The sequence below is a fragment of the Rhodoferax sp. genome (genome assembly GCF_018063565.1).
Lineage (GTDB): Bacteria > Pseudomonadota > Gammaproteobacteria > Burkholderiales > Burkholderiaceae_C > Rhodoferax.
In genome coordinates this window covers 31,779-51,499 of record NZ_JAGPBB010000017.1, presented here as the reverse complement: position 1 = coordinate 51,499, position 19,721 = coordinate 31,779, and the positions used below count along the sequence as shown (strand labels likewise).

22 protein-coding genes and 1 pseudogene are annotated in these 19,721 nt (G+C 59.4%); 7 read left to right on the top strand and 16 right to left on the bottom strand.

The features are described 5' to 3' along the window. The 16 genes and pseudogenes from KBF66_RS06275 to KBF66_RS06200 form a co-directional block, all read right to left on the bottom strand. Positions 1–274: pseudogene (locus KBF66_RS06275) on the bottom strand (septum site-determining protein MinC); the annotation flags it as partial. Positions 275–376: 102 nt separating this feature from the next. After that, positions 377–1,162, bottom strand: a complete 786-nt coding sequence (locus KBF66_RS06270) for a prenyltransferase (protein ID WP_296654097.1) — start codon at positions 1,160–1,162, stop codon at positions 377–379. 145 nt (positions 1,163–1,307) lie between these two features. Beyond that, complete coding sequence (locus KBF66_RS06265; RefSeq protein ID WP_296654093.1) at positions 1,308–1,523, bottom strand: 4Fe-4S dicluster domain-containing protein; 216 nt, start codon at positions 1,521–1,523, stop codon at positions 1,308–1,310. A gap of 268 nt (positions 1,524–1,791) precedes the next feature. Next, the gene (gene ccmI, locus KBF66_RS06260; RefSeq protein ID WP_296654089.1) at positions 1,792–3,180 is read right to left on the bottom strand and encodes a c-type cytochrome biogenesis protein CcmI; all 1,389 of its coding nucleotides are present in this window, start codon (positions 3,178–3,180) and stop codon (positions 1,792–1,794) included. Further along, on the bottom strand, positions 3,177–3,653 hold the full coding sequence (locus tag KBF66_RS06255) for a cytochrome c-type biogenesis protein (RefSeq protein ID WP_296654086.1): 477 nt from the start codon (positions 3,651–3,653) through the stop codon (positions 3,177–3,179). The genes ccmI and KBF66_RS06255 overlap by 4 nt, the downstream gene beginning before the upstream one ends. Then, on the bottom strand, positions 3,650–4,174 hold the full coding sequence (locus tag KBF66_RS06250; protein ID WP_296654082.1) for a DsbE family thiol:disulfide interchange protein: 525 nt from the start codon (positions 4,172–4,174) through the stop codon (positions 3,650–3,652). The genes KBF66_RS06255 and KBF66_RS06250 overlap by 4 nt, the downstream gene beginning before the upstream one ends. Next, on the bottom strand, positions 4,171–6,147 hold the full coding sequence (locus KBF66_RS06245) for a heme lyase CcmF/NrfE family subunit (RefSeq protein ID WP_296654078.1): 1,977 nt from the start codon (positions 6,145–6,147) through the stop codon (positions 4,171–4,173). Before KBF66_RS06245 ends, KBF66_RS06250 begins: the two co-directional genes overlap by 4 nt. A 12-nt stretch (positions 6,148–6,159) precedes the next feature. Then, positions 6,160–6,603 carry a cytochrome c maturation protein CcmE gene (gene ccmE, locus KBF66_RS06240; RefSeq protein WP_296654075.1) on the bottom strand — a complete coding sequence of 148 codons (444 nt, stop codon included), beginning with the start codon at positions 6,601–6,603 and terminating at the stop codon, positions 6,160–6,162. Next, positions 6,600–6,758, bottom strand: a complete 159-nt coding sequence (ccmD, locus tag KBF66_RS06235) for a heme exporter protein CcmD (protein ID WP_296654101.1) — start codon at positions 6,756–6,758, stop codon at positions 6,600–6,602. Before ccmD ends, ccmE begins: the two co-directional genes overlap by 4 nt. 19 nt (positions 6,759–6,777) lie before the next feature. Further along, positions 6,778–7,515 (bottom strand): heme ABC transporter permease CcmC, encoded by a 738-nt coding sequence (gene ccmC, locus KBF66_RS06230; protein ID WP_296654072.1) that lies wholly within the window; start codon positions 7,513–7,515, stop codon positions 6,778–6,780. Further along, a complete protein-coding gene (gene ccmB / locus KBF66_RS06225) occupies positions 7,512–8,207 on the bottom strand; it encodes a heme exporter protein CcmB (protein ID WP_296654069.1) in 696 nt (231 codons plus the stop codon). Before ccmB ends, ccmC begins: the two co-directional genes overlap by 4 nt. Then, positions 8,204–8,839 (bottom strand): cytochrome c biogenesis heme-transporting ATPase CcmA, encoded by a 636-nt coding sequence (gene ccmA / locus KBF66_RS06220; RefSeq protein ID WP_296654064.1) that lies wholly within the window; start codon positions 8,837–8,839, stop codon positions 8,204–8,206. Before ccmA ends, ccmB begins: the two co-directional genes overlap by 4 nt. A gap of 87 nt (positions 8,840–8,926) precedes the next feature. Beyond that, positions 8,927–9,670 carry a rhodoquinone biosynthesis methyltransferase RquA gene (gene rquA / locus KBF66_RS06215; RefSeq protein ID WP_296654057.1) on the bottom strand — a complete coding sequence of 248 codons (744 nt, stop codon included), beginning with the start codon at positions 9,668–9,670 and terminating at the stop codon, positions 8,927–8,929. 40 nt (positions 9,671–9,710) lie between these two features. Next, a complete protein-coding gene (gene gstA / locus KBF66_RS06210; RefSeq protein ID WP_296654054.1) occupies positions 9,711–10,319 on the bottom strand; it encodes a glutathione transferase GstA in 609 nt (202 codons plus the stop codon). Positions 10,320–10,461: 142 nt separating this feature from the next. Further along, positions 10,462–11,037, bottom strand: a complete 576-nt coding sequence (locus KBF66_RS06205) for an NAD(P)H-dependent oxidoreductase (RefSeq protein WP_296654051.1) — start codon at positions 11,035–11,037, stop codon at positions 10,462–10,464. Positions 11,038–11,101: 64 nt separating this feature from the next. After that, entirely contained in the window at positions 11,102–12,316 is a 1,215-nt protein-coding gene (locus KBF66_RS06200) for a 6-phosphofructokinase (RefSeq protein WP_296654046.1), read from the bottom strand. Between the two features lie 127 nt (positions 12,317–12,443). Here KBF66_RS06200 and KBF66_RS06195 point away from each other — a divergent pair, with 127 nt between their 5' ends. The 7 genes from KBF66_RS06195 (at position 12,444) to KBF66_RS06165 (ending at position 19,707) form a co-directional block, all read left to right on the top strand. Further along, a complete protein-coding gene (locus KBF66_RS06195; RefSeq protein ID WP_296654044.1) occupies positions 12,444–14,525 on the top strand; it encodes a tRNA uridine-5-carboxymethylaminomethyl(34) synthesis enzyme MnmG in 2,082 nt (693 codons plus the stop codon). Beyond that, positions 14,522–15,205, top strand: coding sequence for a 16S rRNA (guanine(527)-N(7))-methyltransferase RsmG (gene rsmG, locus KBF66_RS06190; RefSeq protein ID WP_296654042.1), 684 nt, complete (start codon positions 14,522–14,524; stop codon positions 15,203–15,205). Before KBF66_RS06195 ends, rsmG begins: the two co-directional genes overlap by 4 nt. Positions 15,206–15,225: 20 nt before the next feature. Beyond that, positions 15,226–16,509, top strand: a complete 1,284-nt coding sequence (locus tag KBF66_RS06185) for an NAD(P)/FAD-dependent oxidoreductase (RefSeq protein ID WP_296654039.1) — start codon at positions 15,226–15,228, stop codon at positions 16,507–16,509. 114 nt (positions 16,510–16,623) lie between these two features. Further along, the gene (locus KBF66_RS06180; protein ID WP_296654037.1) at positions 16,624–17,238 is read left to right on the top strand and encodes a LysE family transporter; all 615 of its coding nucleotides are present in this window, start codon (positions 16,624–16,626) and stop codon (positions 17,236–17,238) included. Positions 17,239–17,316: 78 nt separating this feature from the next. Beyond that, the gene (locus KBF66_RS06175) at positions 17,317–18,108 is read left to right on the top strand and encodes an AAA family ATPase (protein WP_296654034.1); all 792 of its coding nucleotides are present in this window, start codon (positions 17,317–17,319) and stop codon (positions 18,106–18,108) included. Positions 18,109–18,165: 57 nt separating this feature from the next. Beyond that, on the top strand, positions 18,166–18,705 hold the full coding sequence (locus tag KBF66_RS06170) for an alpha/beta hydrolase (RefSeq protein WP_296654031.1): 540 nt from the start codon (positions 18,166–18,168) through the stop codon (positions 18,703–18,705). 12 nt (positions 18,706–18,717) lie between these two features. After that, positions 18,718–19,707 (top strand): ParB/RepB/Spo0J family partition protein, encoded by a 990-nt coding sequence (locus tag KBF66_RS06165; protein WP_296654028.1) that lies wholly within the window; start codon positions 18,718–18,720, stop codon positions 19,705–19,707. Positions 19,708–19,721 lie beyond the last annotated feature (14 nt).

Sequence of the window (19,721 nt, the reverse complement as noted above, 5' to 3'; positions counted from 1 at the left end):
CCCGGTCCGAAGGATGGCAGCCCCTGAAAGCCACCGGCTTCAGGCGGCAGGCCGCCAAAGTCGATAACAGCGTCTCGACCGCGTGCCGCGAAATCGGGCCATCCAGCTTTGAAAAATCAAGCACCAGTGCGTCTTGATCAAAAAAGTCGGCATTTTCACCGCCAGGCCCATACTGTTGCAACACCTCGTGGTTGACCTGCTCCCACTCGGCCGATTTCAGCAAAAGTGACACCAAAGGCAACTGAGCACTTTTGATTTCAAAGGAATTGAGCACGAGACCTGATGATGGAGCGGTTAATGAGTGCACTGATCAGCATTGACCAGTTTGCAGTGTGACCCCCAAATCTTACTTGATCGGGTCAGAAAAAATTTGACTTCAGCTGTACATGCTTGCCAGACCGGCAGCCATAGCCAGACCGTGCACGACCGCGGCAGCGATCGACAAGCCCAGCGCCCCATGCAGGCGATCGACCCGGTTGTCGTGAAACCACAAAAATACCAGCGCCAGTGTTGACAAGGGCAAGGACAACACCCCCCACAAAGCCCGTTGAGGCTGATAGAGCGCCATCACTCCGCCCACCAACCAAAGGTGTGCGATCATCAAAATAATGCCGTAAACAGTCGCTGAACCCCTCAATTCACCACCGCCGGGGGCAGGCCGCCGTGCCACCGGCGAACTCGCGCGGCGGATGACGTTCGACGCCATGAGATGCACATTGGCCACCAGCAAGGCAAAACTGACGGCATTGATGGCTGGAATGAAAAAGAAATAACGCCTTTGCACCCAATCGGCACCCAACACAACCAGCCACCAACTGACAGCGGCAATGATCGCCCCAAAACCCCTGCTGCCCAAATGCAAGGGTGGCAGAGCATAGGCCCAGACCAGGATCACACCGGCAACGCCGAGCCAGATCACGCCGGAGGCAGTTTTAAACGCCAGTAACACCCCTGCCAACACCACCAGGGCCAACACCGCCCAGGCCAACTGGCGGGTCTGTCGCACATCGATGACACCTCGACTTGCCAAACCAAAACCGCCGGTCCAGGAGCAAAGCCACCTGGGTGCCCGCACATCAGCACCCCCAACGGATCGACCCGTTTCCTGCAACATATTGGCGCTGGCGTGAAAACCCGCGGCCAAAATAAGGGTGGCAAGCATGGAAGGCCCATCAGGCTGGTGAGCACAGGCTGCAGCGCTTGCCCAGCCCAGCAGACACGCCACCACAGTCAACCAGAGTGACGCCGGCCTGGCCAATGTCCAAACCGTTGAAAGCGCTATTTCCTGCACAGCGGGCTTGACCATCTCAATGTTCCGATCTTGGCAGAACCAGACTCAAGGCATTGACCGGACATTTGGCAACACATCGATCACACCCGGTGCAACGGGACGGTTCTCGCAATACCGAGCGTTTTTTCCAGTCGTGTGTTTCAAAAACAAACAGAGCCAATGGACAGACAGAGATACACCGGCCACAACCGGTGCAGCGTTCGGTGTTCACTTGTGCGACCAATTTCGCCATAAAACGGTTGTTGGTTATTCCTTATTCTGTTACTTTTTAAATTAGTCATAGTAGATAAGCTGCCACTTTTTTGTGGACAAGCCCTCTTATTGCTTATAGATCAAGGGCTTGGCCTGCGCGTATGACTGTGTGTGACCTTGCTTTTCTGGTGTACCCAAATGCTGAACAAGTCGGCCGCTGCCCCGTGCGCTGTGGATAAGTCAGCTTTATCAGTCTCTTTGTACACAGCTTTATACAAGGCATCTTGGCGTGCCCGAATGGGCAGAACCTACCGATTAGCTTGCCTGGTTTTGGCGTCAGCAATCTCGGCTTTTACCTGAATCGCATCGGGTGAACCGGCTGGCAGCACGCTCAGGACCGTTTCCCAATGGCCAATGGCTTTGACGTAATCGGCCGACTTGTAGGCAGATTGGCCTGCCATCATCAGAGCCATCGGATGTTTAGGATCCACTTTCAGGGCCCGGTCAATCAAAGCCTGCGGTTTGCCCTTGAAATCACCTTTGGCGCGGGTGGCGAGCAAGTCGGCGTACTGGGTCATCAGGTCGACGTCGGTTTCCATCAGCTTGCCGGTTTTGGCGTAGGCTTTTTCTGCATCGTCAATGCGGCCCTGGACTTTGTACACACGGGCCAATCGCGCCCAGCCTGCCAGATCACCCGGGTTGTCTTTCATGCGGGTGGCCAGACGTTCAACCATCTGGTTGATCATCTCCGGGGTCATGCCGGCGGCTGCACCTTCGGCCACAGGTGGCAACTTGCCAGAATCTGTGGCGGAACTGTTGCGCAAGGGTGGCGGCGCGATGAGGGCGGTCTTGGGTGCGTCGCCGAGGCCGGCCTTGGCCCGTGCTTCAGCAATGTCAGATTCCACCTGTTGTGCGTCAGGCGAACCGGGTTCCAGTACCGTCATCAATTTTTCCCACTGGCTAATGGCCAGCTTGAAGTCTGAACGCCGGTAGGCTGCCACGCCAGAAATCATCAAGCCCATCGGGTGCAGCGGGTTGATGCTCAATGCCTTGTTCACCAGCGCCATGGGTTTTCCTTCCAGATTACCCTCTGCTTTGACGGCCACCACATCTGCATAGTCCACCAGCAGGTCAGGCTGGGTTTGCAGCAAGTCACCGGATTTTTCAAACGCGTCGATGGCTTCGTCAAATCGGCCCATCACTTTGTATGACCTCGCCAGCATGGCCCAGCCTTGCGGGTTGTCGGGCTTTTCCTTGAGTCTTTGCGCCAGCTTGTCAATCATTTCGCGGACTTCCTGCTCATTGACATTGGCTTTCGCCACGGCATCAATGGCCAGGGGTTGACCGATCTGCAGATACAGTGCCAGTGACAGCAGGGGCAACCCCAATCCGACCAGCACGGCGGATTTTCTGGCACTCCAGAAGCCCGCGGTTGACGGTGTTGCGACAGCGTTGTAGCTCTGCGTGTCATCGAGCAGACGCAATTGAAGCTCGTCACGTGAGGCTTCGAAGTCCTGCTGGCTGATTGCGCCACGGGCCAGATCGGCTTCGAGCGCTTGTAATTGGTCACGGTGAATGGCGGCGTTGAGTTTTTCGGCAGAGATACTCTGATCAGTCCTGCTACGCAACAGGGGAACCACCAGCCAAGCCACCACCAGCAGCGTCAACAGCACTGCACATGCAATAAAAACATTCATTTTTTGGAGTCTGTCTCTTGAAGAAGGGCTTGTGCACGGGCACGTTGCTGGGCATCCAGCACGGGAGTGTCCGTCTGCCGCTGATTGCGCCGAACCACGTTCAACAGCACACCGATGGCCAGCAACAGCAATGCCAGTGGACCAAACCAGAGCAACCAGGTGGTGGGTTTGACGGGTGGGTTGTAGAGGATGAAATCACCGTAGCGGTCAACCAGAAACTTCTTGATCTCGGCATCACTTTTGCCTGATTTGATCAGCGTGCGCACCTCGCGGCGCAAATCCATTGCCAGGTCGGCCCGTGATCCGGCCAGAGATTCGTTCTGGCAGACAAGGCAACGCAATTCTTCGGCAATCACGATCAGTCGCTGTTCTACCACCGGATCTTCAGCCAGTGGGGCGGCCTCGTTGGACAGCACCGGATTGACCCATAAAAGTGCTGCCCACAAGGGCAGACTGGCCAGCCATTTCTTCATTTCTGCAGCTCCTGCACCAAAGGCAGCAATTTGTCACGGATGGCTTCTTCGGTGAAGGGGCCAATCTGCTTGTAGCGGATGAGACCGGCCTTGTCGATCAGGAAACTTTCCGGTACACCGTACACACCAAAGTCGATGCCAATGCGGCCATCCCGATCCGCAATGGATACGTCATACGGATTGCCGTAACGGCTCAGCCATTTCAGCCCGTCAGCATCTTTGTCTTTGTAGTCCAGCCCGATGATGGGAAAGCTTTTGGTTTTGGCGAGTTCAACCAGCAGTGGGTGCTCCTGGCGGCAGGCAACGCACCAGGAAGCCCAGGTGTTGAGCAACCATACTTTGCCCAACATGTCTTTTGATGAAAACTGTGCGCCGGCGCCATCCAGAATCGGGGCGGTAAATACTGGTGAAGGCTTGCCGATCAGTGGGGAGGGAATTTCCCGTGGGTCGCGGGTCAAGCCAATGGCCAGAAAAACCACCAGCACAATGAAGATGGCCAGCGGTATCAGCGTTTTTTTCATGCCGCAACTGCCTTTGCATTGGCAATACCTTTGGTCTCAACTTGTTTAGCCAACTTTTTGCGATAACGTTTGTCCAGCGCGGCCAGACTGCCACCCATAGCCATGACCAGGCAGCCAAACCAGATCCAGTTGACAAAGGGTTTGTGGTAGACCCGTACCGCCCAGGCCGAAGTGGCGCTGTCATCAAGCCTTTCGCCCAACGACACATACACATCACGCGTCAGGCCAGCGTCAATGGCGGCTTCTGTCATTGGCATGGATGATGCAAAGTAGGCACGTTTTTCTGGATACAGGTTTTTAATGACTTTGCCATCCTGGATCAGCTCGACTGTGCCCACATCGGCTTTGTAGTTGGGGCCAGGAACCTGCTTGATGCCGATCAGGCGGAAGGTGTAGCCGCCTACGGACACCGTGTCACCCAGGTTCATGGCCACATCTTTCTCCGTCTCGTAGCCCTTGACCATGGTGATGCCCACGACGCAGACGGCAATACCGATGTGCGCCACATGCATTCCCCAGAACGACAGTGGCGTACTTTGCCCCGGGCCGGTATTGCGGATATGGCGATAAATGTGAGCTGCCGAGCCCAGCATGATCCACACAGCCAACGTCAGACCCACTGCCACGATGGGTGACCATGACCCTGCCAGAAACGGCAAGCTGCAGCCCAGCAGGACCGACACAATTGCCACCGGGCGCAGACGTTTGCCAATTTCGGCCAGGGTGTCATTTTTCCAGCGCGCATATGAACCGATGACCATGAAAAACAGTACGGGCACCATGATGGGCGCAAAGACCGCATTGAAGTAGGGTGGGCCAACCGACAGCTTGCCCATGTTGAGAGCGTCGATGATCAGCGGATACAGGGTGCCCAGCAGCACGCTGGCAGTGGCAGTGGTCAGCAGCACATTGTTGACCAGCAGAAAGGTCTCGCGAGACACCAGCGCAAAGCTGCCGCCGGCGCGGACTTTGCTGGCGCGCGCGGCAAACAGGGCGAGTGACCCCCCTACCACCGCGGCCAGGAAGATCAGGATAAAGACGCCTCGGCGCGGGTCAGTGGCAAAAGCGTGCACCGAGGTCAACACGCCCGAGCGCACCAGGAAGGTGCCTAGCAGGCTGAGTGAAAAGGAGGTGATGGCCAGAATGATGGTCCAGTTGCGAAACAAACCCCTCTTTTCTGTCACGGCGAGTGAGTGAATCAGTGCGGTGCAGATCAGCCAGGGCAGGAACGAGGCGTTTTCTACCGGGTCCCAGAACCACCAGCCACCCCAGCCCAGTTCGTAATAAGCCCACCAGGAGCCCAGCGCGATGCCCAGCGTCAAAAAAATCCAGGCGGCGGTGGCCCAGGGGCGCGACCACCGCGCCCAGGCGGCGTCCAGACGGCCATTCAGCAGGGCCGCAATGGCGAAGGCAAATGGAATCGCCATGCCCACGTAGCCCATGTACAGCAGAGGTGGGTGAAACACCAGACCCGGGTCCTGCAGCAGGGGGTTGAGGCTGCGGCCGTTTTCAGGAATGTCGGCAAGACGCAAAAAAGGATTGGAGGTGAGCAGCATGAACAGCAAAAAGCCCACAGACACCAGCCCCAGCACACCCAGCACCCGTGCCACCATGGCATCGGGCAACTGGCGCGAAAACAGGCTGACCGCCAGCATCCAGCTCGCCAGCATCAGCATCCACAACAGCAGTGAGCCCTCGTGGCCACCCCAGACGGCCGAGATTTTGTACAGCATCGGCAACTGGGTGTTGGACTGTTGTGCCACGTATTGCACAGAAAAATCGTTGGTATAAAAGGCGTAGGTCAGGCAGGCAAAGGAAATGGCGGTCAACAGCCACAGCACCTGCGCCCCCGGACGCGCGAATGCCATCCAGTCGGCGCGGTTGCGATGCCCGCCGGCAACGCCAAAAACCCCCAGGCTCAAGGCCACCAGCAGGGAAAGAATCAGTGCGAAATGGCCAAGTTCAGGGATCATGGTTTTAAGTCCTTACTTGAGGGATTTGGCGGCTTTGTTGATTTGGGCCTGGTCCATGGCGTGTTGCGCTTCCGGGGGCATGTAGTTTTCGTCGTGTTTGGCCAGCACTTCGGTGGCCGTGAAGTGGCCCGAGTTGTCGAGCTGGCCTTGCGCCACCACACCTTTACCTTCCTTGAACAGGTCAGGCAGGATACCGGTGTAAGACACCTTGACATCGCGTGCGGTGTCGGTGACGATGAAATTCACCGTCATGTTGTCGCGCTTGATGGAACCTTCCTTGACCATGCCCCCAACCCTGAAGGCACGGCCTTTGGGTGCTTCACCGGCCTCGATCTGGGTGGGCGTGAAGAAAAACACCAGATTGCTTTCGAAGGCATTCAGTACAAAGTAAGCCGCCAGACCGACCGCCGCCAGGCCACCGGTGATGATGGCGGCACGTTGATAACGAGGTTTCATGATGTGTGTTGAGTTGAGTCGGAATCTGACCCGGTTTCGTCCAAAAGGTTTCGCACAATTTCGCGGCGGCGGGCGCGCACCTGCCAGATCTCGGCGACCAAGACCACGGCTGTGGCACCAAAGCTGCCCCATACGTAAAGGGCGTAACCACCCATTGCGAAAAACTCTGCCGCACTATGCCACTGCATGTTTCACCCATTCGGTATGTCGTTCACGCTCAAGAATGATGTTGCGAACCCGCAGCAACGCCATGGCAATGGCGTACATCCAGAACGCCACCACCATCACCAGCATTCCCGTGAGCATGGTGCTGGCCATGGAACTGCCCTTGAGTGAAACCGAAGCACCCTGGTGCAAGGTGTTCCACCATTTGACCGAAAAATAGATGATGGGAACATTCACGGCACCCACCAGCGCCAGCACGGCACCAGCCTTGTCGGCGCGCCTGGGATCGTCGATGCTGGCCTGCAGGGCCATGAAGCCCAGATAAAGAAACAACAGGATCAGCGTTGAGGTCAGTCGCGCATCCCACACCCACCAGGCACCCCACATGGGTTTTCCCCACAAGGCACCGGTGAGCAGCGACAAAAATGCAAATAGCGCACCGGTAGGTGCCAGTGCAGAGGCCATCATGCCCGAGAGCCGTGTATTGAACATCAGCCCCACGCCGGCCCAGGCGGCCATCACCAGGTAGATGAACATGGCCATTTGAGATGCCGGCACATGCACAAAAATGATGCGGTAACCCTGTCCCTGCTGCGCATCCACCGGAGCCACAAACAGGCCGATCCACAGGCCCACCAGCATCAATGCCGTGGCCAGCAGGGCAAACCAGGGCCACAACTTGCCCGCCAGTTCGTAGAAGTTTTGCGGTGAGGCAAACTTGAACCAGTGAATTACACGTTTCTTCATTCCAGGGAAATCCTCAAAGCGGCAGCGGTGGCAAAGGGTGAAAAGAACAGCGAGAGTACCAACAGAGCACTGAGCAAGGACAGGTGGCCACCAAAACCCAGACCGGCAGCATCGGCTTCCACCGCACCGGCACCAAAAATCAGCACCGGAATATAGAGGGGCAGGATCAATAAAGAAAGCAATACCCCCGCACCTCGTACGCCCAATGTCAGTGCCGCACCAATGCTGCCAATCAGGCTGAGGGTGGGGGCGCCCAGCAGCAGGGTCAGCATCAGGATGCCCAAAGCACGAGCGTCCAGGCCAAACTGCAGGCCCAGCACCGGGGCTATGGCCACCAGCGGCAGGCCCGACACGACAAAATGCGCCAGCGCCTTGGCCAGCACCAGCAAGCCCAGCGGTGTGGGTGACAGCACCATCTGCTCCAGCGAACCATCGGCATAGTCGGTGGCAAACATGCGCTGCAGACTCAGCATCGCCGCCAGCAGGGCGCTGACCCATAACACACCGGGTGCCATGCGCAGCAACAGTTTGGATTCGGCCCCTACCCCGAGCGGGAACAGGCTGGTCACCACCATAAAGAACACCAGGGGTGTCAGCACCTCGCCCTTTTGCCGCATACCCAGCGCCACTTCGCGCCTGAGCACGGCCAGCATGACATCGGCCAGACCCAGAATCTTGAGCGCCTGGTTCATGCCGGCGTCAATTCAAGCATTTGTGCCGGATGCTGGCCCACCGGTACCTTCTGATGACTGGTCAAAACTGCCAGGCCGCCATCGTCCAGATGGCTGGCAATCAGGTCGGCCAGCATGCGAACGCCACCTTCGTCCATGGCGACATAGGGTTCGTCAAGCACCCACAGGCGCGCGCTGCTGAGCACCAGGCGCGACAGCGCGACACGGCGCTTTTGTCCCTGCGACAAATGCCGCACCAACTGTTGTGACCGACCACGCAGGCCAAAGCGCGCCAGCACCTCACGCATTTGCGGAGCATCGGCGGCGACGCCCCCCAACGCACAGGTGAACCGCAGGTTTTCCTCGACACTCATCGATTCCTGCAGCGCGTTGAGATGCCCCAGGTAGCACAGGTCTTGCCGATAGGTCTCACGCTGGCGGTGGATCGACTGCTGATTCCACAGAATGTCGCCGGTCTCGATGGGTGCCAGACCACACAGCATACGCAGCAGACTGGTCTTGCCCACACCATTGGCACCAGCCACATACAGCCAGTGCCCGGCCTGCAGGGTGCAATCGACGTCTTTGAAAAGCTGACGCCCGCCCTTGCTGCAGCCAAGCCGGGAAAGCGTCAATGACGGGGAGGTGTTCAAAACAGCGGTGTATGAGGGGCGGACAGTGGCGGATTATCTTATGAAGTGCGCCCTGTCATGGTGCACCTGACGCGTCGGGGCTTTGGACTACCGCGTGATGACGAGCTTCTGGTACAAACCGCCAAAGTACGTTTGATGATCCATGTGGCTGTAGCTGCCACCGGCGGGTAGCCAGTCGGTGATGTTGTGGTTCCACAAGTCCATCGCAAAGGGTTCAAGCGTGCTGAGAATGGGCACCATGAGGTACCGAAACGGGCTGCTCGCCACCGGTTTGTGGTAGTCCACAAAAATCAGTTTGCCGCCTGGCTTGGTCACCCGCAGAGCTTCGGCAATGGTTTTTCGCCGCACTTCCAGCGGCATTTCGTGCAGCAGAAAAAACACCAGCACCGCGTCATGGCTGGCATTGTCGAAAGACAGCTGCGACGCGTCCTGTTGCAGGATGCTCACCTGACGTTTGTCGTTGAGCTTCTGGTGCAGGTTTTTGATTTGCACCGGTGCCACGTCCACCACATTCAGGTGACCCTTGGGGCCAAGACGGCGCACCAGATGTTCCGTCAGGTTGCCGTAGACACAGGCCACTTGCAGCACCTGGCCTTGCACGGCCTTGCCCATTTCATCCAGTGCCAGGTCACGCAAACGTGAAAAATTGCCCCACAGGATCAAGTTGACCAGCCACTGGCGTTCAAACACCCGCACCGCATTGGGGTGGGTGTAGGCCCACCAGTAGGTTTTTTCCAGGTATTCCGGCACGGCCACCGGCGAGCAATGGGCCGTTGCGCCGACGACATGGTGGGTGTCACGCGCAGCGATGCTGGTTTTCTCAAAAATCATGAACAGACCTTGATGGGGGTGCCACTGGGCACAAACGCAGTTACTTGAGCAAGCCTTCAGCGCGCAAAGTGTCCTGCACGGCCGGGCGCGTTGCCACACGCGCAGAAAACGCGGTCAACTCGCCCAGGGCAGAGGTATCCAGCCCGACAAATTTACCCCAGCCGCTCACCACAAACAGGTAAGCATCGGCGATGGTGAAACTGTCTCCGGTCAGAAACGACTTGCCTTTGAGCTCGCCATCCACCCATTGCAGTCGTCCCATGAGGCGGGTCTTGAACAGTGTCTTGGCCTCCTCGGGCATACCCGGTGTGAACAGCGGTGAGAAGCCTTTGTGCAGTTCGGTGGCAATGAAGTTCAGCCACTCCTGCTGTTTGTAACGCTCAAAACTCCCGTTCGCGGGCGCCAACTGCGTTTGTGGCGCCTGATCGGCCACATACTGCATGATCACCGCACATTCGTGCAACTGACGACCATCATCGAGCACCAGCAGCGGCACATATCCCAGCGGGTTGATGGTGTAGTAGTCCGTGCCGTCGGCCAGCTTGTGGGTTTTGGTGGGCGCTGAAATGGCCTCAAAGGCCAGACCCGATTCTTTCAGGACGATATGGGGTGCCAATGAACAGGCACCGGACGAGTAATAAAGCTTCATGGGTGGGATTCCTTGAGGAAAAGTCAATCAAGCCAAAGGTACAGACAGACATGCAGGGTTCATGCCGATCGGTTGAGTTTAATCGGCTTGGGTTAAGGCATGGTGATCTTGCGGAATTGGCGCTACCTGACAACGTGACCGTTCAGGCCAACCGCTGGCCGGCCCAGACCACCTGGTCAACAACGGCCTGCACGCCACTGCGCTGTGGTGCCGACACCAGTTGGCCGCTGGCATCAAAGGCTTGTGCGGCACCAGCCACAGCAAATTGTCTCGGTGCAACCCAGCATTGCAGGTTCAACAGCAGCGGTCCCAGGGTCATCAGTGAGCGCAATCCCCCCAGAGCACCGGGTGATGCAGATAACAGGCCGACCACCTTGCCTGCAAAGGGCTTGAGTCCGTCGGCCCAGTCGGTGTTGCCTTTGACCGGACTGGATGCCCAGTCGATACTGTTCTTGAGCAGCGCCGTCATGCCAGCGTTGTACTCGGGCGAGCAGATGATCCACGCCGGATGTTCCCACAATAGCTGCTTGAGCCGGATCACATCGGGCGGCGTGCCCTGAGCTTCCAGATCGGCGTTGTACAGCGGGATGTCCAGGCTACCCAGCTCCAGCAGCGTGACGTCGGCACCCTGCGAGCGCGCCATGTCGGCTGCAGCGCGAGCCAACTGCCGGTTATAGGACTGTTGGCGCGTGCTGCCCGCAAAGACCAGAAGTTTCATGGTGCGTATTCTCTCGCAAAAACAATAGCTATAGATGCTTGTATTGTATGGGCTAGAGGTCGATTTACTTATGTAAAACCTTGGCCACCGGGTTGTGCCGCAAGCGGAAAGCGTCGGGCATGCCCGAGCCCAGCAGCGGGCGCAGGTACAGCCGGAAGGCGTCGGTGACGTCCGTGCCGCTGGCCGAGATGAACTGATCTTCCATGGTGCGGGTTTTACCCGCCACGGCGGTCAGCGGTAACAGTTCGTAGTCGACCGAATAAAACCCGGTGCGCTTGATGGCCACCGAGCCGTCTTGTCCGCCCCACATGGCAAACTGCACCGCCTTTTCTCCCACCTCGCGGGCTTCACGCTGGTCCACGTCAGAGACACATCCGATGAACGAGCGCTGCATGTAGCCCAGCGTGTCACCCCGCACGCGCTTGATCTTGAGTTTGGCCTTGATTTCCTCGCACAGCAAATCCGCCAGCGCGCCACTGCCTGAGAGCTGCACGTTGCCGTGCGCATCGTGCTCCAGGTCTTTGGCCAGCAGGGCGGCAATCGGCGCGCCGGACTCGTCGTGAATGCCCTCCGACACGGCAATCACGCAGCGGCCATGGCGCTCGTACATGGCTTTGACGTCGGCCAGAAACTTGTCAAGCACAAAGGTGCGTTCGGGCAAATAGATCAGGTGTGGGCCGTCGTCGGGGAACTTCTTGCCCAGGGCCGAGGCGGCGGTCAGAAAACCGGCGTGACGACCCATGACCACACACACATAAACACCGGGCAGGGCAGCATTGTCCAGATTGGCTCCGGCAAAAGCCTGCGCCACAAACCGTGCGGCCGACGGAAAACCCGGCGTGTGGTCGCTGCCGACCAGATCGTTGTCAATGGTCTTGGGAATGTGGATGCTGCGCAAGGGGTAGTTGGCTGCCTGCGCCTCCTCGCTGACGATGCGCACGGTGTCGCTCGAATCGTTGCCACCGATGTAGAAGAAGTGACCGATCTGGTGTGCCTGCAGGACCTTGAAAATCTCATGGCAGTAGGCCGCGTCAGGCTTGTCGCGGGTCGAGCCCAAAGCACTCGAGGGCGTGTTGGCCACCAGTTCGAGGTTGTGACTGGTCTCCTGCGTCAGGTCAACAAAACGCTCATCCACAATGCCGCGCACCCCATTGAGTGCACCATAGATGTGACCAATCTGGGCAAAGCGGCGCGCTTCGAGTGCCACGCCGACGAGTGACTGGTTGATGACGGCGGTGGGGCCACCACCTTGTGCGACGAGTATTTTTCCGGATGCCATGGTCTTGTCCTGTTGATGAGGTTGAATCAAAACTGCAGGCTGTCATTGTGCCTTTGATCCGGGTCGATCACCGGGACAAGCGGTGGTTCCAGCTATGGTTTTTGGGACGGTCGGTAAAATTGGCCGCATGCTTTATCCCCAACACTTTGACGTGATCGTCGTCGGCGGTGGCCATGCTGGCACCGAGGCCGCGCTGGCCGCTGCCCGCATGGGCTGCAAAACACTGCTGCTCACCCACAACATCGAGACGCTGGGGCAGATGAGCTGCAACCCGTCGATCGGCGGCATTGGCAAGGGGCATCTGGTCAAGGAGGTCGACGCGCTGGGTGGCGCCATGGCCGCCGCGACCGACGAGGGCGGTGTGCAGTTTCGCATTCTCAACGCTAGCAAGGGGCCGGCGGTGCGTGCCACACGGGCGCAGGCTGACCGTATCTTGTACAAGGCGGCGATCCGCCGCCGGTTGGAAAACCAGCCCAACCTGTGGCTGTTTCAGCAGGCGGTGGACGACCTGATGGTGCAGGGTGACCGCGTGGTGGGTGCGGTGACGCAACTGGGTATCCGCTTTGCGGCCAGCACCGTGGTGCTGACGGCGGGCACCTTTCTGGACGGCAAGGTGCACGTGGGTTTGGCCAATTACCCGGCGGGGCGCGCTGGAGATCCACCGGCGGTGAGCCTGAGTGCACGGCTCAAGGAGCTCAAGCTACCTCAGGCGCGCCTGAAAACCGGCACGCCGCCGCGCATCGATGGGCGCAGCATTGACTTCAGCAAATGCCAGGAGCAACTGGGCGATGGTGTGACGGGGACCGCACTGCCCGCGGATGGCGGTTTGCCTGGCGGACTGGCGGGTGGCCCGGGCATGCCGGTGTTCAGTTTTCTCGGGCGGGCGCAGCAGCACCCGCTGCAGATGTCGTGCTGGATCACCCACACCAATGCACGCACGCACGACATCATCCGCAGCGGGTTCGATCGCAGCCCGATGTTCACCGGCAAGATCGAAGGCGTGGGGCCGCGCTATTGCCCCAGCGTCGAGGACAAGATCAACCGTTTTGCCGATAAGGAGAGCCACCAGATTTTTCTCGAACCCGAGGGCCTGAACACGCACGAGTACTACCCCAACGGCATCAGCACCAGCTTGCCGTTTGACATCCAGTACGAGCTGGTGCGCAGCATGGCCGGGCTGGAGAATGCGCACCTGCTGCGCCCGGGTTACGCCATTGAATACGATTATTTTGACCCGCAACAGTTGCGCAGCAACTTTGAGACGCGCGCACTGGGCGGGCTGTTTTTTGCTGGCCAGATCAACGGTACCACCGGTTACGAAGAGGCGGCAGCGCAGGGTTTGTTTGCCGGTATCAACGCCGCCTTGCAGGTGCGCGCGATGGGGGGTGGCGGTGTGGCGGGGGACAGTGCGGCAGGAAGCGTCAGCTATGACGGCGAGGCTTGGTTGCCGGCGCGTGATGTGGCTTACCTGGGTGTGATGGTGGATGACCTGATCACCAAAGGGGTGACTGAGCCGTACCGCATGTTCACCAGCCGGGCCGAGTTTCGCTTGCAGTTGCGCGAAGACAATGCCGACGCACGGCTGACCGATGCAGGGCGTCAGTTGGGTCTGATCGACGATGTGCGTTGGGACGCGTTCAACCGCAAGCGCGATGCGGTTTCACGTGAAACAGAGCGCTTGCGTTCGATCTGGGTCAGCCCGAAAAATCTGGATGCATCAGAGTCGGAGCGTGTACTGGGCAAGGCCATTGAGCATGAGTACAACCTGGCCGATTTGCTGCGACGCCCGGATGTGAGTTACGCCAGCTTGATGTCGCTCGATGGTGGCAAACACGCCGCGGTGGAGTTGCCTGCCCATGTTTCACGTGAAACAGCAGGTTTGACTGACACCGATTTGCTGGCTTTGTCGGTGATCGAGCAGGTGGAAATTGCTGCCAAGTACTCGGGTTACATCGACCGGCAAAAGTCCGATGTGGGTCGGGCGGCCCACTATGAAAACCTCCGGTTGCCGCAGGATCTGGATTACATGCAGGTGAGTGCACTGAGTTTTGAGGCGCGGCAAAAGCTCAATCGGCACAAGCCGGAGACACTGGGTCATGCATCGCGTCTTTCGGGCATCACACCAGCCACCATCTCGTTGTTGCTGATCCACCTCAAGAAGTCCAGGCTCAAGGGATTTGTGGCCGAGGGCAAAGAAGGGCAGACGTGAACACCGGTCTGGACCGCGCCTTGCGCCAGGGTCTGGGTGACCTTGGCCTGGCACTGAGTGATGCTCAGATTGCGTGCCTGCTTGACTACCTGGCCTTGATTCAAAAGTGGACCAAGGTCTACAACCTCACGGCAGTGCGTGACGCGTCGGAGATGCTGAGCCATCACCTGCTCGATAGCCTGGCGGTCATTGGGCCACTGACGTCACGGTTGCAGTCAGCGACGGGCGCGGATCGATCAGCAGATGCCGCGACCCGGAGCTTGCGTTTGTTGGATGTGGGTTCCGGTGCGGGGCTGCCGGGTGTGGTGATCGCCATTTGTTGTCCGCACATCCAGGTGCATTGCGTGGATACGGTTGCCAAGAAAGCGGCCTTCATCCAGCAAGTCGCGGCAGCGCTGCGTTTGCCCAATTTGCGTGGTCTGCACAGGCGGGTGGAGCAAATTGTCGAGCCCTACGACATCATCAGTGCCAGGGCGTTTGCGTCACTGGCGGACTTCACGTCCTGGTCGGTGGCAGCGCTTGCGCCGCGCGGCATCTGGATGGCCATGAAAGGCAAGAACCCCGCTGATGAGCTTGCCGCCTTGCCTCAAACGGTAGACGTGTTTCACGTGGAACAACTCAAGGTACCACAACTTGATGCCGAGCGTTGTCTGGTGTGGATGCGACGTGCGCAAGCCTGACGGGTCAAGGAGTGCACACCGTGCCCGACGCGCCTGGTGACTGGAACCAGCCACTGCAGCAGTTGCCGCCTCGCTGCGATGTGCTGGTGATTGGCTGCGGTCCGGCAGGCAGTGCCTGTGCCAAGCTGCTGGCGCAGTCTGGCGTGCAGGTGGTGCAGGTGGATGCCAGGGCTTTCCCGCGTGACAAGACCTGTGGTGACGGGTTGGTGCCCGACACCCATGCGGCGTTGCGCCGCCTGGGTGTACTTGATGAGGTGTTGGCTCATGCTCAGGTTGTCGGTGCTGCCCGTTGTGTGGCGCCCAGTGGCCGCAGCATCGATGTGCCGGGTGAACTGGCCGTGATTCCCCGGCGGGAACTCGATGCCATCCTGTGCCGCTCGGCCGTGCTTGCCGGTGCCCGGATGTTTGCACCCGCCCGTTTTGTGGCACCACTTTTGTCGATCGACGGTCGCGTCGTCGGTGCATCTTTGCGGTCAGAGGGTTGTACACGTGATATCCGTGCGCGCTGGCTGGTGCTGGCCACCGGTGCGGCCACCGACAGTCTGGAACTGCTGGGCCTTTGCCAGCGGCGTGCTGCCTCCAGCATGGCGATGCGCAGCTACGTGCGCCACCCGAGCTTGGCCGATGATCTGCCCGGTATGCGTTTTGTCTGGCATTCGGAGCTCAAGGGCGGCTACGGCTGGATATTCCCGGGTCCGCATCACACCTATAACATCGGGGTCGGCACCTTCCCCGCCGGCAAGCCTGCTGATCCGGCCACACATCAGCAGCCGCCCGCGCGCAAGAACCTGCGCACCATGCTGGCCGATTTTCAGCGCGTCGACCCGGTCGCAGCGCGGTTGCTGGCCGAGGGAGAGCTGGTGGGCAAACCGGCTGGTGCGCCCCTGCGTTGCAACCTGGACGGGGCGCAGTGGAGTCGCCCCGGAGTGCTGCTGGCGGGTGATGCTGCCGGTGCGACCTATGCGTTCAGCGGTGAAGGCATTGGCAAGTCCCTGGAAACCGGCATCGCCTGTGCCGAGGTTCTGGTGCAGCAAGTCGCGTGGCAGGATGATGGGAATGCTGGTGAAGACGACGCGGTGCAGACCGGCCATGCAGAACGCCTGGCCGCCTTGTTGCCGCAGTTTCGGATGTACCGCAAAGCAGCAAGTTTCAACCAACACCCCTGGCTGCTCAATCTGGTGATCTGGCGTGCCCAACGCAGCCCTCGCATCCTGCGGGCACTGTCGGATATTCTGGCGGAGCGTCGGCAACCCGACAGCCTGCTGTCCTGGCGTGGCCTGCGAGGACTGTTCTTGCGCGGCTGATTTCTCCCTGGTAGCCAAGCGCGTGGGCCAATCACGCTGGCCCGGCGTTGCCTCACGTAAACTCAGCGCCTTCCCGCGCCTCAAACCACTATCCAGCTTCAATCAGGAAACACCATGCTTGGCGTCACCGACTACGGCACTTTTGTCATTACCGTCATTGTTTTTCTGGCAATACCCGGGCCAGGCAATCTGGCATTGATCACCTCCACCGGCAAGGGGGGTATCCGGGGTGGTCTGGCGGCTACTTTTGGCGTGATTTTTGGTGATCAGGTGCTGATGTGGTCGGCCGTGGCGGGTGTGGCGGCTTTATTGACTGCCTATCCCGATGCGTTCAACGCCGTCCAATGGCTGGGTGCCGCCTACCTGGCCTGGCTTGGCGCGCACATGCTGCTGGCCAAACCTGGTGCGGCACCGGTGCTCAACATCAAACCACACCACTTCCTGCGGCAGGCGCTGATGATCACCTTGCTCAATCCCAAGGCGATCCTGTTTTACATGGCGTTTTTCCCGCTGTTTGTTGACCCGTCCCAGCAACTGGGCCTGATCACTTACGGCTTCATGGCGGCAACCATCGCCGTGCTGACCTTTCTGTATGGGCTTGGCGCGGTGCTGCTGACCCATTTCTTGGCTGAGCGGGTTCGCGCCAATCCGATGATTTCCCGCGGGCTTGAGAAGATCGCCGGTCTGTTTCTGGTCGGGTTCGGCATCAAGCTGGCGGTGTCGCACTGACACTTGTGCTGTTTCACGTGAAACAATACACCATCGCCTGACAACGCTTGCTGCTCACCACTTCTTCTGACTGACTCCATGGCCAAAATTTTCTGCATTGCCAACCAAAAGGGTGGCGTTGGCAAAACCACCACCACCGTCAATTTGGCTGCCGGACTGGCCAAGGTTGGGCAGCGGGTGCTGATGGTCGACCTGGACCCGCAGGGCAACGCCACCATGGGCTCGGGCATCGACAAGCGCCAGCTTGAACTCAGCGTTTACGATGTGCTGCTGGAGTCGGCCACGATCAAAGAGGCCAGTGTGCAAAGCAGCAAGCTGCTGGATGCGCAGTGCGGCTACAGCATTCTGGGTGCGAACCGTGAACTCGCTGGTGCCGAGGTTGAAATGGTGAGTCTGGAGCGACGCGAGAAACGCCTCAAGAGCGCCTTGGCCACGGTGTCCGACGACTATGACTTTGTGCTGATTGACTGCCCGCCGAGCCTGTCACTGCTCACCCTCAACGGCCTGTGTTGTGCACACGGGGTGATTGTGCCCATGCAGTGTGAGTACTTCGCGCTTGAAGGTCTGGCCGATCTGGTCAACACCATCAAACAGGTGCATGCCAACCTCAACCGTGAGCTCAAGATCATCGGTCTGTTGCGGGTGATGTTCGATCCGCGCATCACCTTGCAGCAACAAGTCAGCCAGGAGCTCGATGCCCGCTACCGCGCCAAAGGTCAATTGTTTGACACGGTGATTCCACGCAACGTGCGCCTGGCCGAGGCGCCGAGTTATGGTTTGCCAGGGGTGGTGTTTGACCCCGCCAGCAAAGGTGCGCAGGCGTTTGTGGCCTTTGCGCGCGAGATGGTGGAACGTGTCCAAAAAATGTAGGTAAATTGACCGCTAGCCCATATTTCGCGAGTCTTAAAAGCTATTGAGTTTGTAGTCATGAACCCATCACAAATCCTCCTGCTGCCGGGCTGGCAGAACTCCGGAGCCGGGCATTGGCAGAGCCTGTGGCAACAGCAATTCGGTTACACCTGGGTCGAGCAGCACGACTGGATGCGCCCGCTGCGTGGCGACTGGATCGCGCGGCTCGAAGAAGTTTTGCTGTCCATTGAGACCCCGGTGGTTCTGGTAGCGCACAGTCTGGGCTGTCAGTTGGTGGCAGCCTGGGCCGCGCATTCGCGCCAATGCGGGCGTGTCAAGGCGGCCCTGTTGGTGGCGCCGGGCGATGCCCAGCGCGAGGAGTTGCAACCGCTGCTCCCGAGCTGGTCGCCCCCGGTGTTGCAGCGTCTGCCGTTTCGCAGTTGCCTGGTGGCCAGCAGCGATGACCCGTATTGCAGCCTGGAGCGTGCCGACATTTTTGCCAGTGCCTGGGGCGCCGAGCGGGTCAACCTGGGCGCGCAGGGGCATATCAACGCGGACTCAGGGCTGGGCGACTGGCCACAAGGGCAGCGCTTGCTGCGCGACCTGATCACACACTAAGGAAGGAAACACATGGCGACCAAAAAACCAAAGGGACTGGGCCGCGGGCTGGAAGCCCTGCTTGGCCCCAGCGTGGATGAATCGCCGGGCGCGGGTGGCAGTGGTGGTGGCCTGGGTGAGCAGGCGGCACCGTCCACACTGCTGCTGTCCGACCTGGTGCCCGGCCAGTATCAGCCACGCACCCGCATGGACGAGGGTGCGTTGTACGAACTGGCCGAATCCATCAAGGTACAGGGCATCATGCAACCCATTCTGGTGCGCCGCCTGAGTGACGCCGATGCCGAGTTGAAACGTGCCCAGCTCAACCCCGAGGCACCCAGTGGTGGCGCGGTGCGCGCACTGTATGAAATCATCGCGGGTGAACGGCGTTTTCGCGCAGCAAAACTTGCCGGGCTCGACAGTGTGCCGGTCCTCGTGCGGGATGTGCCCAATGAGTCAGCGGCCGCCATGGCGCTGATCGAGAACATCCAGCGCGAAGACCTCAATCCGCTCGAAGAAGCGCAGGGGCTGCAGCGCCTGATCAAGGACTTTGGGTTGACGCACGAAACAGCTGCGCAAGCGGTGGGTCGCAGCCGCAGTGCCGCCAGCAACCTGCTGCGCCTGCTCAATCTGGCCGAGCCGGTGCAGACCATGCTGATGGCCGGTGATGTCGACATGGGCCATGCCCGGGCGCTGCTGGCACTCGATCGGGCCACTCAGATCACCGCTGCCAACCAGATCGTCGCCAAAAAAATGTCGGTGCGCGAAGCCGAGAGCCTGGTCAAAAAACTGGGTGCCGAGTTCTCGCTGGTGGCAACCAAGCCCAAGAAAGAGAAGTCCCGCGACCTCAAGCGTGTCGAAGAAGAGCTGTCTGACCTGCTCACTGCCACGGTGGAGGTGCGGGTCAAAAAACGCATCAAACGCGCCGGACGGCTGGAAGACGTGGGTGAGCTCAGCATTGGTTTTGCCTCACTCGACGAGCTCAACGGCCTGATCGACAAGTTGCGCAGCACCCGCAACTGAATCGCCACAACCGG